Source organism: Rhodopila sp. (assembly GCF_965277825.1).
GTDB lineage: Bacteria > Pseudomonadota > Alphaproteobacteria > Acetobacterales > Acetobacteraceae > Rhodopila.
In genome coordinates, this window is sequence record NZ_OZ255846.1 from 2,846,889 (window position 1) to 2,862,854 (window position 15,966).

Below are 15,966 nucleotides of genomic sequence, written 5' to 3' on the forward strand. Positions count from 1 at the left end.
GGCGGCCTCCGGATAAGGCGCGGTTTCGGTCAGGCTCGGGTGGACGTGGAGACCCGCCCGTCAGTGTGCGGCGTTACCATCGTCCGCCGCTGGACGGCAAGCGACCCGCCGATCGCCGCGGCGATCAGGCCGAGCAGCAATACTACAAGCCCCGCGAACGACGCGGTGGAAACCGCGGCTGCGCTGTCATCGGCGGCGGTTTTGGCGCTTTGGATCGCCTGGTCGCGGACCTGTTTCAGCTTGGCCTGATTGGCGTCGAACTGCTTGGCCGCGTCGTCGTGGCTGATCTTCAACTGCGCAGCCATGATGGCGACCACTTTCTCCTTGGCGGCGGGGGCATCGCTGCCGCCCTTGGCATAGGTGGCGAGGTTCGACGCAACCTCCTTCTGGGCATCCTGCGGCGACATAGTAGCCGGGTCGGGATTGGCCGGCTGCAGATACGACTGAGCCTGCTGCTTGACCATGTCGGGCGAAATCCCGGTCGCCTGAGCGGCCGGCTTGGCGGCGTCGCTGATGCCGCTTCCAGCGGCGCCGGCGAGAGTGCTCAATGCCGAAAATCCGCCGCCGATGATGCCGCCGATCGCCGACGTCAGCAGCCAGAAAGTCAGCAACGTCGCGATACCCCAGGTCACCAGGCCATGCAGAATGCCATCAAAACGAATTTCGATCCCGGCCAGCCAGGCCGCAACGTAGCCGCCGGCAAACAGAGCAATGCAGCTGCTGACCACCCACCAGATTCCAGCCCCCATCCCAAGGCTTCCGGCGGCTTGTGTGCTGGCGGCATTCGCATTGACCGTTCCGAGCCCGATGCCGGCGCCCAGCAGACTGAGCAGCAGTTGGATGGCGACGACGATTATCACGCCGCCGAAGATGGCGCCCCAGGAAATCCGCCGGTGCAGGTGGGACCCGTCGCTGAAGGCGGTAGCCGCCGCCACGTCGGTCGCGGTGGATCGAGGCATCTGGGGACTATAGGTGCTAGTGGACAAAGCTTCCTCCTGAAGCGGGTCCGGGGCACGACCGCGCCCCGGACGGTTGAATTTTTTTGATCTTCGATTTTCGCCTGCGGTATTGCGGTTCGCGTGGCGGCGTCCGCTTGGTCTGATCGTTAGAGCCGGTTTGATGTAAAGGGTGATCTCCAGGGTTTTTGCCGTGTCGCTCGATGCGGGTTTCATGCCGCAAAAACCTGGCAGAGGCGTCTACGATTTTGCTGATCGGGTTGCCGGATACCAGGTACGATCGGCCCAACAACGCCGCTTCGGTTATTCGGTTGCATGATGCTTGGATGCACTCCCGCAAGCGAACGCGACGGATCTGCCGGTTTCGGCTGATCTGGAACAGGGTTTTGGCGACACGCCGCGGGCCACCGCGACCGCCGTCCGGCTCGCCGATGAGCGTGGGCGGGTCGGGGCTCGATCGAGGATGCGACCGGCGATCCGGCGCGCGTGCTGTTGGAATCGACGCAGGCGGCCGAGCGTATTCGCCGCGGTGGAAGCGGCCCGGTCGATGCCGTTTTTCGGCGCCGGCATTCCAGCCCTCATCGGCGCCAGCGAGGCTGGCGTCAGCGAGGATAGCAGCCAAGAGTCGCAGGATTTGCTCCCGCAGACCGACAGACGTTCTTAATGACAAAAATATTAATACTTGTAGCCACGGGAACCCCCGATTCCGCATGGCCTGAACTGATCGGCTGGCGTCTAATACCAGCCGCCCTAGACATTGACTGTTGCCCACTCCCTGGTGCCAATGGATCGGATTCGATCTGGATCATCGACCAGCCAGTTCCAGGCCTCTGCGCAAGCCTCGAGAATCTCGTCGTAGCTGTCCCAGACGCAGGCGGAGAGTTTGTTGGCGCGAAGGTAATCCCAGACATTCTCCATCGGGTTGAGTTCCGGGGCGTAGGGCGGCAGCGGCAACAGCACGATGTTGTCGGGCAGCTTGATGTCGCCGCCGCGCTGATGCCACCCGGCGCCGTCACAGATAATCGCCGCGATCGAGCCGGGCGCGACCTGCGTGCTGATCTCGGCGAGGTGCAGGTTCATGCATTCCATGTTGGCGGCTGGCGCGATGATCGCCGCGCCGACCCCGCGTGCCGGGCAGATCGCGCCAAAGATGTAGGCGGTGTCGTGGCGGTTGTCGCGCAGCATCGGCGGACGCGAACCGACCGGCGCCCAGACATAACTGAGCGAGCCTTTCTGCCCGACCCTGGCCTCATCCTGGAACCAGATCTCCACCGGCGTGGCCGCGGTGCAGCCGTTCAGGGCTTGCTTCAGGCTGGCACCGAAGTTTTTTTAAAAGCCTCCTGCGCCGCCGCATCCTTCCTGGGATGATACGGCCGCGGCTGCAGCTGGGTGAGCTTCAGTTTGTGCAGCCACTTGCCGATCGTGCGTTCGGGTACGGTGACCGAGAACCGCCTTGTCACCTCGGCGCGCAGATCGACACAGCGCCAGCGGATGACCTTATGGATGTTCGGATCAGGCCCGGCGATCACCAGCTCGCGCAGTTCCGCCATCTGCGCCTCGCTCAGTTTGGCGCGCGCCCCCGGTGGCTTGCGCGACACCAGGCCGTCAAGGCCGGCATGGTTATAACGATGCACCCAGTCGCGCAGGGTCTGACGGTCCATGCCCGCCTGGCGCGCGGCATCAAGCCGCGAGACCCCGTCGTGGATCATCGCGATTGCCAACAGCCGCCGGGCCTGGCCGGCGTCGTCGCTCTTCGCCGCCAGGGCACGCAGTTCCGCCGGCGCGTGGTCGATGCGAGTAATTTTGATCGCTGCGCTCATCGCGTCCTCCAATGCAGCGAATCGATGCTGCAGCGAGAGCGAATCGTACTTTCGCGGTCTTGAGAATCGGGGGGCCGAGGAATCGAGCGAGAGTCGTCTTCAGTGGCGGCTGGTATAATATAATAAAAGCCTGTGGAACAAAGTAAGGGAAGCAAGCATGCGGCGACGGACATTCATGGCGGCGGCCGCCGCGCAACTCGCCGTACCGGCGGTCAGCCGAGCCGCGGAGCGGACTTTGAAGTTCGTGCCACAATCGGACTTGGCGGTGCTCGATCCGATCTGGACCACGGCCTACGTGACCCGCAACCATGGGTTCATGGTCTGGGACACGCTGTATGGCCAGACCGGGCCGGCGAACGCGTTCAAGGCCACACCGCAGATGGTGGCGGGTCATGTCGTCGCCGATGACGGCAAGTCCTGGACGCTGACCTTGCGCGACGGATTACTGTTCCACACGGGGGAAAAAGTGCTGGCGCGGGACTGTGTGGCGAGCATCCAGCGATGGGCGGTGCGGGACGCATTTGGCCAGGCGCTGATGGCGCGGACGGATGCACTCACGGCGCCGGATGACAAGACGATCGTGTTCAAACTGAAACGGCCCTTCGCGCTGTTGCCTGAGGCACTGGGGCATTCCTATTCGAACATGTGCGCGATGATGCCGGAGCGTGTGGCGAAGACCGATCCGTTTCAGCAGATCTCCGAGGTGGTCGGCAGCGGACCATTCCGGTTCATTGCCAAGGAACGTGTTCCGGGCTCGTTCGTGTCTTATCAGCGGTTCGAGCAATACAAGCCTTGCCCAACTGGCAAACCGGACTGGACCGCGGGACCCAAGCTGGTTCATTTCGACCGCGTTGAATGGCATGTGATACCCGACCCGGCCACCAAGGCGAATGCATTGCAATCGGGTGAGGTCGACTGGTGGGAGGACCCGACCAGCGATCTACTGCCGATGTTTCCCAAAGGCGGTGATGTGAACGTCGCGATCAAGGATCCAACCGGGGAGTGCATGGTGATGCGGCCGAACTTCTTGTATCCGCCGTTCGACAATCCTGCTGTCCGGCGGGCCTTGCTGGGCGCGATCCACCAGTCCGAGTTCATGACGGCGATGATGGGAACCGACAAGGCGCTGTGGAAGGTTCCGTGTGGCTATTTCCCACCTGGTACGCCGCTAGCCAGCGACGCCAGTATCTCAGCACTGCCGTCCGGGCCACCAGACTACGCGAAGGTCAAGGCGGCGCTGAACGCCGCGGGCTACAAGGGCGAGAAAATCGTTTTCATGGCATCCACCGACCAGGCCACCTTGAACGCGCTCGATGAGGTCGCCAACGACGTGCTGAAGCGCGCCGGCCTCGATCTGGAGTATCAGGCGACCGACTGGGGATCGGTCGTGCAACGCCGGTCGCTGCGCAAGGCGCCCGCCGATGGCGGCTGGAACATGTTCATCACCGGGTTTGCCGGACTGGATTTGTCGAATTCGGCTGGCGACCTGCCGTTGTGCGGCAACGGCAAAAGCGCATGGTTCGGTTGGCCGACCAACCCGAAGATGGAAGATCTGCGCAACGCCTGGTTTGAGGCGTCCGATCTGGCGGCGCAGAAAAAGATCGGCGCCGACATCCAAACCGAAGCATTCAACTCCGTCCCATACTTTCCGCTGGGCTTCGCCTATCAGCCGACCGCTTTCCGCAAGGATATCAACGACATGATGGATGGCTTTGCGATCTTCTGGAACGTGCGCCGCAGTTGATCGGCGGATTGACTAGCCGAAAGCTGATCAACGAAGAAAACCAACCTACCGTTACTTAACCGTGGCGACCCGCAGCGCGTTGGTGGTCCCGGAATGACCGAACGGCACACCGGCGGTGACCACGATTTCATCGCCGTGCGCGGCGAACCCTTCCGACAGCGCCACCCGTCCCGCCCGGGCGACCGCCTCGGTCATCGAATGCACGTCGGGCGTGATCGCCGCGTGCACGCCCCATACCAGCGCCATCAGCCGCGCGGTGTTCTGGTTCGGTGTCAGCCCGATCACCGGCGCTTCCGGGCGTTCACGCGCCACCCGCAGCGCGGTGCTGCCGAGCGCGGTGAACGCCACGATCGCGCTCGCCCCGATGGTGCGTCCGACCTGAGCGGCGGCCGCGGCAATGGCATCCGCCGCGTTCTTTTCGGGCAACACCCGCGACGCGTCCATCCCGGCGCGCCAGCCGGCATCCTGCTCCACCCTGTCGACGATGCGGTCCATCATATTGACCGCCTCATAGGGGTACTGGCCGGCCGCGGTCTCGCCCGACAGCATCACCGCGTCGGCGCCGTCGAACACCGCCGTGGCGACGTCGGATGCTTCGGCGCGGGTTGGGGCAGGGGCGCTGATCATGCTCTCCAGCATCTGCGTCGCCACCACCACCGGCTTGCCCAGCGCGCGCGACAGCCGGACGATACGCTTTTGCGCCAGCGGCACTTCCTCGGGTGGCAGTTCGACGCCCAGATCGCCGCGCGCCACCATCACCGCGTCGGTCAGCGCCAGGATCGCCGGCAGGTTGTCCAGCGCCTGCGGCTTTTCCAGCTTCACCATCACCCAGGCGCGCCCGTCGATCAGCCGCTTCGCCTCGACCACGTCCTCGGGCCGCTGCACGAACGACAGGCCGATATAGTTGGCGCCGTGCGAGACGGCGAATTCCAGGTCCTCGCGGTCCTTCGCGGTCAGCGCCGGGATCGGCAGCACCACGTCCGGCACATTGACGCCCTTGCGGTCCGATAGCGGGCCGCCGACGACGCACTCGGTCTCCAGCGCTTCGCCGCGCTTATGCACCACGCGAAGCCGCAACTTGCCGTCGTCTAACAGCAGCGAAGACCCGATCGAGGCCGCCTCGATGATCTCGGGATGCGGCAGGTTGACGCGCTGGGAGTCGCCCGGCGTCGCGTTCAGATCGAGCCGGAACCGCTGGCCGGTCTGCAGATGGACCCGTCCGCCGCCGAACCGTCCGACCCGCAGCTTCGGCCCCTGCACATCGGCCAGGATTCCGATCGGGCGGTCGAAGCGCGCCTCAAGCTCGCGGATCATGGCGAAGCGCGCGGCGTGATCCTCGTGGCTGCCATGCGAGAAATTCAGCCGGAACACGTCGGCACCGGCCTGGAACAGCCGGGTCATCACCTCCGGCGAGGAACTGGACGGGCCGAGCGTGGCGATGATCTTGGTGCGGCGGCGGCGGCGCATCTTCGGGCGAACAGCCATGGAAATTCCTTCGTGTTGCTCAAGCTTTTTGTTTGTCGCGCGGGTCTCACGCCATGAACGTTCCGCCGGGCGAGATCAGCGTGTCGGCGATCATGGCTAGAGCATCATGGCGATGAGCGGAACGTGCCGGTTGCGTGAATAGCGCGATAAAACGGAGAGTGAGACAGAGATCATCGGGCTAGCTATCGCTCCCGGCGCGGCTGCCCGGATGTCGCCAGCTCGTAAACCTGTCCGGTTTTCGTAGCTCATGATCTGTCCGCTTCGTTCTTGTTCTGATCCGGGGCATGCCCCGGATCAGAACCGCCGCCATGGAAGCGTGTCATGCGGCAACCTTCAGCGGCTCGGTCAGGCTGCCGTTTGCGTCGTAGTCGGCCAGCCGATGCGGCCCCCACAGCACCGCCAATCGACCATCCGGATAGGCATGCACCCGCACCGTCGTCTTAACGAAGTGCGGCCGCAAACGGCTGGCTGGCAGTTGCAAGCTCAGCCCACCCCACTTGATGGTGTTGTCATGGCCTACCGTGCGGTCCTCCTGGATACACAGGATCTCCCGCCAGGCCCCGATCGTATCGGCCACGAAGGCCGATCCCGGTTGCTCCGCTTCGATCGCAAATCGCTTGTTGTGCTCGCCAATGAAGGTCTCGCGGAGCCAAACGTTGGCCGCCTCGACGGTGGTGATCCCGGCCAGTTTGAACTCCTTCGGAAGACGGTCCTGCAGGGTATGGAACACCCGCTCCGATCGCCCACGCGCTTGCGGCGAGTAGGCCGCGATATGCTCAACGCCGAGCTGGCTCAAGGCGCGCCCCACCTGGGTCAGCGCCGTCTTCGACACTTTGCCACCCGCTTCGGGGTGACAAAGTAGTGGCTGCCGCGGTCGGTGTAGAGCGAGCAGAACAAGCTGTGCGACGCCACCACCTCGCGCAGACCTTGCAAGCTGGACGCGGTGCCTTCCTGGTCAACCAGGAAGGCCGAGTAGAGCGCGCTGGTGGCATCCTCCATCGTCACCACCAGGTCGTAGGCGCGCGCCTCGCCAGGCAGCCAGGCATGCGTCGAGGCGTCTTGATGCAGCATCATGCCCACCATCGGCCGGCGCGGCCGCTTCTTGCGGTGCGCCGAGCGCGTCTTGGCCTGAACCACCAAGCCTGCGCGCTGCAGATGCAGCTTGGTCACCGTGTAGCCCAGCACATACTTGTGCCGCTTGCGCAACTGCTCGTGGAAGTGCTGCACCGTGAAGCCGCGGTAGAGATCCCGATACAGGCCCAGCATCCGCTCGATCTCCGCCGCCGGCGCGCGACGCAGCGACGGCGCCAGACGCCGGTCGTCCAGACCCGACACGCCAAACTCCTGATGCCGATCGCGCCAACGGCGGAAGGTCCGCTCGCTGATCCCAAGCAACTCAGCCGCTTCCATCTGGCTCAGCTCCGACCGCTCGGAGCGGCCTAAATAGATCTGCAAAACGCATCCGACGTATGCCCTCGTGAATGCGTGCCCGATCCATCTGCATACCCCCGACCCAGGAGATCCAGATGACCAGACACTTCACGAGCTACCAAACCCGGACAATTCACTAGCTAGCCACAGGCGCGGCTGCCCGGATTGAAATATGGCGCTAATATGTTAGCCTTCGCCAAAGATCCGGAGAGACGCCTCATGATGTCCCCTCGTCAGGCGCAATTTCGAGCCGTCTACCGCGCTCAGATCGCCCCCGCCTATCATGGCCTGATCCACGTGGCGCTGATCTACCTGATCGGGGGGGCCGCGCTTTGGTATGCGGCGTGCCAAATCCACGACGCTACTTTGGCGCAATGGCTGGTCGTCCCCGCCGTGGTGGTCCTGGCCAACCTGTTCGAGTGGCTTTTGCACGCCCAGGTCATGCACCGCCCGCGTCGCGGCCTGATGGGCATCTACAACCGGCACACCTTGGCGCATCACCAGTTCTTCACCCAGGACGCGCCCTATCACGACACCACGCGCGACTATCGCATCGTATTCTTTCCACCGTATGCGCTGATCGCCTTCCTGGTGATGGCGGCGATCTTGGGCTCCATCCTGGCAACGCTGTGGTCGGCCAACGCCGGCTGGTTCGTGGTCTGCGCCGCCGCCTGCATGTACATGAACTACGAGTTCTTCCACTGGTGCTGCCACGTTCAGGACGACCGCATCCTGCGCCGTGTGCCGTTCGTCAACACCATCCGGCGGCATCATATCGCCCACCACAATACGGCAATCATGATGCATCGCAACATGAACCTGACCTACCCGTTCGCCGACTGGCTGTTCGGCACCAGCGACTTGAACCGCGGCCTGCTCGGGCATTTGTTCAACGGCTACGGCACGCGCTTCATCCGCGGCGACATGCCGAAACCACGCTCCGGCGACCGGCCCACGCCGGTGATGGCGGGGGAATAGAGCGTGGCCGTCACCGTTCGGGACACCTCGCCGCGCAAGCGCAACGTCGCCTCGCTGGTCGGCGGCTATGTCATCGCCGTCGGCTGCTTCGTGCTGTGGATCCTGTGCGCCGGCCAGTTGACGCAATGGCCACCCAGCCCGACGCTGATCGCCGCCGGTCTTGTCGTGGCGGTGGCAATCGGAGTCTGGATCCGCCTGGCCGACCTGTAGCGTCGAGCCAACCGCGGCCGGCATCTCGTGTCCTGCCCCAGAAGTTCGCCGCACTTTGCGGCGGACGTATGGGATCAGCAGGCCACTGAAAACAAAGAGCTAGTGTCGCGAGGCTGATGTTCGCCTGATATGGCGAACTTCGGACCCGGGACACCAGGCGCCTTCATCCGCAAGGGTCCGCAAGGGAGAGTATCTGATGCCAGGCCAGCGAGTTGAGGACCATTATGCCGGGTCAAGCTCCGGAGCCGACATCGCCGCCCGGATCCTGCAGGCGCTGCGCACCGCCAACGGCACCGATGCGGCGATCGATCCCGAGACACTGGCGCCATTGGACCACGTTCACGGCCGCGGCGTGCGGGCCACCCAGGACCTTGTCGCCTTGCTGGACCCAGGGCCGGGCGAAGCGATCCTGGATATCGGCAGCGGCATTGGTGGGCCGGCGCGATGGATCGCCATGATGTTCGATTGCAGTGTCACCGGCGTGGACCTTACGCCCGCGTTCTGCGATGCGGCGCGGGCGCTGAACAGCGCGGCAGGGATGGCCGATCGGGTGCGCATCGTGCAGGGCAGCGCGCTCGATTTGCCGGTTCCCGAGGCCGGCTTCGACCGTGCTTATTCGCATAACGCGGTGATGAATATCGCCGACAAGGCGGCGGTCTATCGCCAGGCCTTTCGCGTGCTCAAACCGGGCGGACGGTTGGTGTTGTGCCATATCAACGCAGGATCAGATGGGGCGCCCGAATTTCCGGTGCCATGGGCGGCGGCGGCGCGCAACAGCTTCCTGGCAACGGATGCGGAAACGCGTCGCGATCTGGCCGCGGCCGGGTTCGAGATCCTGGCGTTCCGCGATGTCTCGCAAGCCAACCTGGCGGACGGCGCGGCGATGCGGCAGCGAATAGAGCAGCAAGGTCTGCCGACGGTGGGGGTGCACGTTCTGATGGGCGAGCAATACCTGCGCTGCCGGCTGAATGCGCAGCGAGCGGCTGAAGACGGACGCACGCGGGCAGTTGAAATCGTGGCCCGCAAGCCGGCCTGACAATTGCCCCGGAGCGCGAGCCCTCACCATGCCAACAATATTCCGAAACCCTTCGCTGGCCTCGCCCCTCGCTTGGTGCTGGGAAAGATAATTGGGACCAGTCCCTAAGGCAGTTCTCTTGCAGAGGTCCGATGCCTTCCCATGCCGATCATGAGCAAGTCCCGATGAGGAGCTTTGCAGCACTGCTCGCAGCAGCACTCAGCCTCGCATTCGCGCCGCTGGCGCTCGCTGAGACATGGAGCTGTCCCGATGGCTACCAGGTGCACGCGGGCCTCAACACTGATTTCGTGTCGGACGGCGTCAAGCGTGCCTTCATCGTCGTGCCGCCCAGGCACGCCGATCGACCAGCCCCGGTCTGGGTGCCGCTGACCGGGTCCGTGGAATCGACCAACGACAACCTTTACGTCCAGCGCAGCGGAGCCAACGCCAAGCTGGCGGAGCATGATTTCATGGTTATCGGGCCAGTCCGCGAATGCGCGAATCAGGATTCGAACCTGCGCGCCGGCGTCTGCAACGGGCCGGGTCATCAGGGCTGGGCCTGGAATCCCTGGCACGAGGGTCGCGCGCCCGGCGCGGCGGGCCAACCGTTCCAGACCGACGAGGGGCCGGACTCGCGGTTCCTGGTCGCGATGGTCAAGTGCGTCGGCACGAAGTTCCCGCTCGACGCGCGTCGGCTTATATCGGCGGCATTTCGTCCGGCGGGACGATGACCAATCGGGCGCTAACCTTCCGGCAAGACTTCTGGGCCGGCGGCATGGCGGTATCCGGGGAGCGGTACGTCACTCGCGACGACGGATCGGCGCTTTCGTTCGATGCCGCCCGAAACGCCGTGAAGGCTGCCCCGAACGTGATCCATCAGGGTCGCGTCGGCCCGTTTCCGCTGGGGTCGAAGCCAGGACCGATGATCGTCATCGTGGTCTGGGGCGGTGACAAGGACATCTGGTACTGTGGCGCGGTGCTCTGCGCGGACTACCGTCCGAGCACCCAGGCGGCTTCGAATTACTATGCCTCGTTCGAGGATGTGGTGGAGGTTTCCTGCACGGTGCACGACGGTCATATGTGGCCGCAGGTGAACACCAACGCCTTCAACCTTTGGGCGCTTGATACGCTCGCATCGTTTCCGAAAGGTTCGCGGCCAGACCAGTTCAGGCTCGCGCCGCCGCCGCAAGGTTACGCTTGCAAGCGCGGACCGTTCACCGATCATTATGGTCCGGGCGCGGGCGGTTGAACAGGTGATCGGGTCGCGCATGATGAAACTATCGTTGCCGGTCGCGTGCGCCGCGATTGCTGGCGTGCTTCTGCTCGGATTGAGCCTTGCGCGGTCCACGGTCAGGGCCGCACCGCCGTCCGGCGATGGCAACGGCGTCATCGGGATGTTGAGCGGCGAGGGCGGCGATCCCGCGCTCGGTGGCACGCTCTACGGCGCGCGTTGCGCGGGCTGTCACGATCATCCGGGCGGCCGCATAACGTCCAAGGCGGTGATCTCGGACAATACCCGCGCCTTCATTGCGGCGACCTTGTTCGGCGGCATCATGCGGCCGATGGCACGGGGTCTTTCACCGCACGGGATCGCCTCCGTGGCGGCCTACCTCTCTACTCGCGATGGCGGCGCGGTCAGCGGCGTCGGGCCGGAAGCCCCGCTTTGCAAGAGCAAGCCCGAGGCCATTGACCTCATGCGGCTGGATCAATGGAACGGCTGGGGGCGCACGGACGAGCAGCCGCGCTTCCAGCCCGATCCCGGCTTCACGGCGGCGGAGGTGCCGCGCTTGAAGCTGAAATGGGCTTTTGCCTACGCCAACTCGCGCGGGGGTCAGGCGACGGTAATTGGCGACAGTTTGTTCCTGAACGCGTCTTCCGGCGCGGTCTACGCGCTGAATGCGAAATCCGGGTGCGCCTACTGGCGCTTCGACGCGCCGGCCCCGACCCGGAGCAGCATCGTCGTTGGCCCGTTGGCGGACGGGCCAAGCCACTTCGCCGTCTACTTCGCCGACTATACCCGCACGGCTTACGCGCTGGATGCCGATCGCGGCGTTGTGCTTTGGAAGACGCAAGTCGATACCCAGCGCGAGGTGCAGATGACCGGGTCGCCGACGCTGCACGACGGGCGGCTATTCGTGCCCGTCTCGTCAGCCGAAGAAGCGATCGCCAAAGACCCCTCCTATCAGTGCTGCAAATTCCGCGGTGCAGTCGCGGCGCTGGATGCGCGGAGCGGCAAGCTGCTATGGAAGACCTACGTCACGCCCGAGCCCGCCAAGCCGTTCAAATTGAACGCTGCCGGGGCACAGATGTTTGGTCCGGCGGGCGGTGCGATCTGGTCGGCTCCGACCGTGGACGACAAGCGTCACCTGGTCTACGTGGCCACCGGCGACTCCTATACCGACCTGGACTTTCCCAACGCCGACGCGATCCTCGCGCTGGACGAGGCGAATGGGGCGATCCGTTGGTCCAATCAACGGACCCGTGACGATACCTACATCGACGGCTGCCACAGTCCGCGCCCCGGAGCCAACTGCCCGACGAAGCTCGGGCAGGACGCCGACTTCGGTGCATCGCCGATCCCGGACACCGCATCGAATGGGCGCCAAACCCTGCTGGTCGGGCAGAAATCGGGTGAGGTCGCTGCGCTTGATCCGGACCACGACGGCACGGTCCTCTGGTCGCGGCGACTGAGCGCGGGAGGTCCGCTTGGCGGGATCGAGTTTGGCCTGGTGGCCGACACGGACACGATGTTTGTGCCGATCTCGGACATCTACGTCCCCTCGGCGGAAGCGGAGCCGGGTCTTTCGGCGCTGCGGATCAGCGATGGGGCGATCCTGTGGCGAACCCGCCTTCCGAAGCAGTCGTGCGCGTGGCGGAACGTCTACTGCTTCCCGGGTATCTAGCAGGCCATATCGGCGATGCAAGGCGTGGTCTTCGGCGGCTCCATGGACGGCCGCTTCCGTGCCTTCGACGCTTCAACCGGACGGATCATCTGGGAATACGATACCGGCTCGACGCCGGTCATGACGGTGGCAGGTCATGACGCGCAGGGTGGTGTGCTGGACGGGGCCGGTCCAACAATCGCGGGCGGAATGGTCTACGTCAGTTCAGGCTACTGGGGTCACTCGGATCGGCCTGGCACGGTGCTCATGGCGTTTTCGGTTGACGGTCGTTGACATCGCCTGCCGCCGAGAGGCGGCAACTTCGGCACCCAGCGTGGTCCGGGCTTGAGGCGGGGTGGCGCGATCGAACTCTACGCGCCAGCCTCGGCGCCGACCAGGCCGCGGGCGAACTCCTCGGCGTCGAACGGGCGCAGGTCGCCGGCTTTTTCTCCCACCCCCACGGCATGCACCGGCAACCCGAAGGTTTCCGCCAGTGCGACCACGATGCCGCCCCTGGCACTGCCATCCAGCTTGGTGACGACAAGTCCGCTCACCGCCACCATTTCCTTGAAGATCTTGACCTGCTGCACCGTGTTCTGCCCGGTGGTCGCGTCCAGCACCAGCAGCACCGAGTGCGGCGCGGTGGCGTCCTGCTTGCGCAGCACCCGGATGATCTTGGCCAATTCATCCATCAGCGCGGCCTTGTTGTGCAGCCGCCCGGCGGTGTCGATCAGCAGCACATCCGCGCCGTCGGTCTTCGCTCGGGTCAGCGCATCGAACGCCAATCCGGCCGAGTCAGCGTTCTTGCCGCCGGCAACCACCGGGGTTCCAGTGCGATCACCCCAGATCTGCAGCTGCTCCACCGCCGCCGCGCGGAAGGTATCGCCGGCCGCCATCACCGCGCGCCGGCCTTGCTCCTTATAGATCTGCGCCAACTTGCCGATCGTCGTGGTCTTGCCGGTGCCGTTGACGCCGACCACCAGCACCACGTGAGGGCGGCGCGCCGGGTCGAGTTCCAGCGGCTTGGCGACCGGCGCCAGGATGGCGGTGATTTCCTCGGCCAGGGCTTGCCGGATCTCCTCGTCGGTCACTTCTTTGCCGAAACGGGTGCGGCGGAACGCGGCAATCACCTTGGCGGAGGCCGCGGTGCCGAGATCGGCCGAGATCAGCAGTTCCTCCAGTTCCTCCAGCGCCTCGTCGTCCAGCCGGCGCTTGCGGAACACCGCGGTGATGCCGCCGGACAGTTTCTGCGTGCTGCGCGACAGGCCTTCCTTCAGGCGCGAGATGAAACCACCGAGCGCCATCAGGCGGCCTCGGCCAGCAGTTGGTCCGCGGTCGATCCGGTGACCGTTGCGCGGACCAGCCGGTTCGCCTCGATCGGCCGTGCCAGACGGACAGGGGCGAAATGTTCGCTGTGACCGGACTGATCGGACTCGGTCAGCAACCAGATCTGCCGGCCGATCTGACCGGCGAAGAAACGGCCTGCTTCGCTCGCCCCGGCCGCGCGCAACGCGGCGGCGCGGGCCCGGCGCACCGGCTTGGCGACCGCGGGCATCCGCGCGGCCGGAGTGCCGGGGCGTTCGCTGTAGGGAAACACGTGCAGATAGGGCAGGGCGGCCTCTTGCACGAAGCGCAGTGTGTCTTCGAACAGCGCGTCGGTCTCGGTGGGAAAGCCGGCGATCAGATCGGCGCCGATGGCAATGCCGGGGCGCAGGTCGCGGGCGCGATGGATCACGCCCATCGCCTCGGCGCGCGAGTGGCGGCGACGCATCCGCTTCAGGATCAGGTCGCTGCCGGCCTGCAGTGACAGATGCAGATGCGGCATCAGCCGCGGCTGTTCGGCGATCAGGCGCCAAAGATCGGCGTCGATTGCGGCCGGGTCGATCGAGGACAGCCGCAACCGGGGCAGTTCCGGCACCGCCAGCAACAGCCGCCGGATCATCTGACCAAGCGAGGGCACGCCAGGCAGGTCCGCGCCGTACGAGGCGACATCGACCCCTGTCAGCACGATCTCCTGATAGCCGCGGGCGACCAGCGTGCGCACCTGCTGGGCGATCGCGCCGATCGGAACCGAGCGGTTCGGACCGCGGCCGAACGGGATGATGCAGAACGTGCAGCGGTGGTCGCAACCCTGCTGCACTTGCACGAACGCCCGGGCGCGCGTGGTGAATTCAGTGACCAGGTGCGCCGCGGTTTCGCGCGCCGCCATGATGTCGGATACCGCTGATCCGGCGTCCGGTCGCCAGTTCTCCGGCCGCAGTTTGTCGTCGTTGCCCAGCACGCGGTGGACGTTGGGCAGTTCGGCCCAGGCGGCGGGATCGATCTGCACCGCGCAGCCGGTGACGACGATCCGCGCGCCGGGGCGTTCGCGCGCCAGTTTGCGGATCGCCTGGCGCGCCTGACGTTCGGCCTCGGCTGTCACGGCGCAGGTATTGACCACGACGGTATCGGTATGCTCCGCCGACAACCCGCGCATCACCTCGCTTTCGTATGTATTGAGGCGACAGCCGAAGGTCAGGATATCGGCCGTCATGGCGGATAGGTCCCCAGCGCGACCTGGCCGCGGAAGCTGGTGGCGACCGGTCCGGTCATCAGCAGGTTGCCGTCGTCACGCCACTCGATATCCAGGGCGCCGCCGTCGAGGATGACCGTGGCGCGCCGGTGGGTCAGGCCGCGGCGATGGGCGTTGACCAGTGTGGCGCAGGCGCCGGAACCACATGCCAGGGTCAGGCCAACGCCACGCTCCCACACCTTCAGCCGGATGGTTTCGGGATCGAGCACCTGGGCGAAGCCGATATTGGCGCGCTGGGGGAAGATCGGATCGTGTTCCAGCTTCGGACCCAGCGTGGTTACCGGTGCGGCGTCCAGGTCGGGCACGAACACCGTCGCGTGCGGGTTGCCCATGCTGGCGGCGGCGGGTGCGCCGGGCAGGTCCAGTTGCAGCGTATCCATCGGATGGGCCAGCGGGATGTCGGTCCAGTCCAGCCGGACCGGCCCCATATCGACCTGGATAAGACCGTCTCCGCGCCGAGTGGCGGTCAGATCCCCCGAAACGGTGCGAATGATCGCATCGCTGCGGCTGGTTTCCCGCAGCAGGATGTCGGCTACGCAGCGCGCCGCATTGCCGCATGCCCCCGCCTCGGAGCCGTCCTGGTTGTAAATCCGCATGAAGCCGTCGGCCGACGGCGTGGGCTGGATGACGATCAACTGGTCGCAGCCGATCCCGGTGTGGCGGTCGGCCAGCGCCGCGATTTGAGCCGGATCGACGTCAAAGCGGTGCGCGCGCTGATCGAGGATGACGAAATCGTTGCCGCAGCCATGCATCTTCACGAAGCAGATGGTCATGCCGCGATATAGAACGGATTGCGGCCGACGCACCAGCGGACGGTCCTGCCGGGGCGCCGGGCGTCACAGACCGCCCGTGTTGCCGGTCACGTCGTTGAGA

16 protein-coding genes are annotated in these 15,966 nt (G+C 65.3%); 8 read left to right on the top strand and 8 right to left on the bottom strand.

Features of this window, described 5'->3' with window-relative positions; all coding sequences use genetic code 11:
- Positions 1-29 precede the first annotated feature (29 nt).
- A complete protein-coding gene (locus ACQY4T_RS14055; RefSeq protein WP_428531391.1) occupies positions 30-986 on the bottom strand; it encodes a hypothetical protein in 957 nt (318 codons plus the stop codon).
- Between the two features lie 720 nt (positions 987-1,706).
- Positions 1,707-2,776, bottom strand: a protein-coding gene (locus ACQY4T_RS14060; RefSeq protein WP_428531394.1) for an IS630 family transposase whose coding sequence is annotated in 2 segments (ribosomal slippage) — positions 1,707-2,287 and positions 2,287-2,776 — 1,071 coding nt in all. Because the reading frame shifts where the segments join, the coding sequence is not laid out codon by codon here.
- Positions 2,777-2,933: 157 nt separating this feature from the next.
- Here ACQY4T_RS14060 and ACQY4T_RS14065 point away from each other — a divergent pair.
- Complete coding sequence (locus ACQY4T_RS14065; protein WP_428531397.1) at positions 2,934-4,520, top strand: ABC transporter substrate-binding protein; 1,587 nt, start codon at positions 2,934-2,936, stop codon at positions 4,518-4,520.
- 51 nt (positions 4,521-4,571) lie between these two features.
- On the opposite strand, the gene pyk is transcribed toward ACQY4T_RS14065, so the two are convergent.
- From pyk to ACQY4T_RS14080, 3 genes are all read right to left on the bottom strand, one after another.
- Complete coding sequence (pyk, locus tag ACQY4T_RS14070; protein ID WP_428531400.1) at positions 4,572-6,005, bottom strand: pyruvate kinase; 1,434 nt, start codon at positions 6,003-6,005, stop codon at positions 4,572-4,574.
- A gap of 319 nt (positions 6,006-6,324) precedes the next feature.
- A complete protein-coding gene (locus ACQY4T_RS14075) occupies positions 6,325-6,837 on the bottom strand; it encodes a hypothetical protein (RefSeq protein ID WP_428531403.1) in 513 nt (170 codons plus the stop codon).
- On the bottom strand, positions 6,819-7,460 hold the full coding sequence (locus ACQY4T_RS14080; RefSeq protein WP_428531406.1) for a helix-turn-helix domain-containing protein: 642 nt from the start codon (positions 7,458-7,460) through the stop codon (positions 6,819-6,821). The genes ACQY4T_RS14075 and ACQY4T_RS14080 overlap by 19 nt, the downstream gene beginning before the upstream one ends.
- Positions 7,461-7,655: 195 nt before the next feature.
- Here ACQY4T_RS14080 and ACQY4T_RS14085 point away from each other — a divergent pair, with 195 nt between their 5' ends.
- From ACQY4T_RS14085 to ACQY4T_RS14115, 7 genes are all read left to right on the top strand, one after another.
- Positions 7,656-8,414, top strand: coding sequence for a hypothetical protein (locus ACQY4T_RS14085; protein WP_428531409.1), 759 nt, complete (start codon positions 7,656-7,658; stop codon positions 8,412-8,414).
- A gap of 3 nt (positions 8,415-8,417) precedes the next feature.
- Positions 8,418-8,624 carry a hypothetical protein gene (locus ACQY4T_RS14090; protein WP_428531412.1) on the top strand — a complete coding sequence of 69 codons (207 nt, stop codon included), beginning with the start codon at positions 8,418-8,420 and terminating at the stop codon, positions 8,622-8,624.
- A 196-nt stretch (positions 8,625-8,820) separates the two neighbouring features.
- Complete coding sequence (locus ACQY4T_RS14095; protein WP_428531415.1) at positions 8,821-9,660, top strand: class I SAM-dependent methyltransferase; 840 nt, start codon at positions 8,821-8,823, stop codon at positions 9,658-9,660.
- 164 nt (positions 9,661-9,824) lie between these two features.
- Complete coding sequence (locus ACQY4T_RS14100; protein WP_428531418.1) at positions 9,825-10,370, top strand: hypothetical protein; 546 nt, start codon at positions 9,825-9,827, stop codon at positions 10,368-10,370.
- Positions 10,367-10,888: a hypothetical protein gene (locus ACQY4T_RS14105; RefSeq protein WP_428531421.1), complete on the top strand. Its 522-nt coding sequence runs from the start codon at positions 10,367-10,369 to the stop codon at positions 10,886-10,888. Before ACQY4T_RS14100 ends, ACQY4T_RS14105 begins: the two co-directional genes overlap by 4 nt.
- A 19-nt stretch (positions 10,889-10,907) precedes the next feature.
- A complete protein-coding gene (locus ACQY4T_RS14110; protein ID WP_428531424.1) occupies positions 10,908-12,542 on the top strand; it encodes a PQQ-binding-like beta-propeller repeat protein in 1,635 nt (544 codons plus the stop codon).
- A gap of 15 nt (positions 12,543-12,557) precedes the next feature.
- Positions 12,558-12,815: a hypothetical protein gene (locus ACQY4T_RS14115; RefSeq protein WP_428531429.1), complete on the top strand. Its 258-nt coding sequence runs from the start codon at positions 12,558-12,560 to the stop codon at positions 12,813-12,815.
- A gap of 77 nt (positions 12,816-12,892) precedes the next feature.
- On the opposite strand, the gene ftsY is transcribed toward ACQY4T_RS14115, so the two are convergent.
- The 3 genes from ftsY to dapF are packed head-to-tail and all read right to left on the bottom strand — an operon-like array spanning position 12,893 to position 15,866.
- On the bottom strand, positions 12,893-13,825 hold the full coding sequence (gene ftsY, locus ACQY4T_RS14120; protein ID WP_428531432.1) for a signal recognition particle-docking protein FtsY: 933 nt from the start codon (positions 13,823-13,825) through the stop codon (positions 12,893-12,895).
- A complete protein-coding gene (gene mtaB / locus ACQY4T_RS14125) occupies positions 13,825-15,054 on the bottom strand; it encodes a tRNA (N(6)-L-threonylcarbamoyladenosine(37)-C(2))-methylthiotransferase MtaB (RefSeq protein ID WP_428531435.1) in 1,230 nt (409 codons plus the stop codon). The genes ftsY and mtaB overlap by 1 nt, the downstream gene beginning before the upstream one ends.
- A complete protein-coding gene (gene dapF, locus ACQY4T_RS14130; protein WP_428542873.1) occupies positions 15,051-15,866 on the bottom strand; it encodes a diaminopimelate epimerase in 816 nt (271 codons plus the stop codon). The genes mtaB and dapF overlap by 4 nt, the downstream gene beginning before the upstream one ends.
- Positions 15,867-15,966 lie beyond the last annotated feature (100 nt).

What these genes read in the sequence shown, in the direction of transcription:
- ACQY4T_RS14065 (WP_428531397.1), top strand. Translation starts at nt 2,934, where the DNA reads ATGCGGCGACGGACATTCATGGCGGCGGCCGCCGCGCAACTCGCCGTA.
- pyk (WP_428531400.1), bottom strand. Translation starts at nt 6,005, where the DNA reads ATGGCTGTTCGCCCGAAGATGCGCCGCCGCCGCCGCACCAAGATCATC.
- ACQY4T_RS14085 (WP_428531409.1), top strand. Translation starts at nt 7,656, where the DNA reads ATGATGTCCCCTCGTCAGGCGCAATTTCGAGCCGTCTACCGCGCTCAG.
- ACQY4T_RS14095 (WP_428531415.1), top strand. Translation starts at nt 8,821, where the DNA reads ATGCCAGGCCAGCGAGTTGAGGACCATTATGCCGGGTCAAGCTCCGGA.
- ACQY4T_RS14100 (WP_428531418.1), top strand. Translation starts at nt 9,825, where the DNA reads ATGAGGAGCTTTGCAGCACTGCTCGCAGCAGCACTCAGCCTCGCATTC.
- ACQY4T_RS14105 (WP_428531421.1), top strand. Translation starts at nt 10,367, where the DNA reads ATGACCAATCGGGCGCTAACCTTCCGGCAAGACTTCTGGGCCGGCGGC.
- ACQY4T_RS14110 (WP_428531424.1), top strand. Translation starts at nt 10,908, where the DNA reads ATGATGAAACTATCGTTGCCGGTCGCGTGCGCCGCGATTGCTGGCGTG.
- ACQY4T_RS14115 (WP_428531429.1), top strand. Translation starts at nt 12,558, where the DNA reads ATGCAAGGCGTGGTCTTCGGCGGCTCCATGGACGGCCGCTTCCGTGCC.
- ftsY (WP_428531432.1), bottom strand. Translation starts at nt 13,825, where the DNA reads ATGGCGCTCGGTGGTTTCATCTCGCGCCTGAAGGAAGGCCTGTCGCGC.
- mtaB (WP_428531435.1), bottom strand. Translation starts at nt 15,054, where the DNA reads ATGACGGCCGATATCCTGACCTTCGGCTGTCGCCTCAATACATACGAA.
- dapF (WP_428542873.1), bottom strand. Translation starts at nt 15,866, where the DNA reads ATGACCATCTGCTTCGTGAAGATGCATGGCTGCGGCAACGATTTCGTC.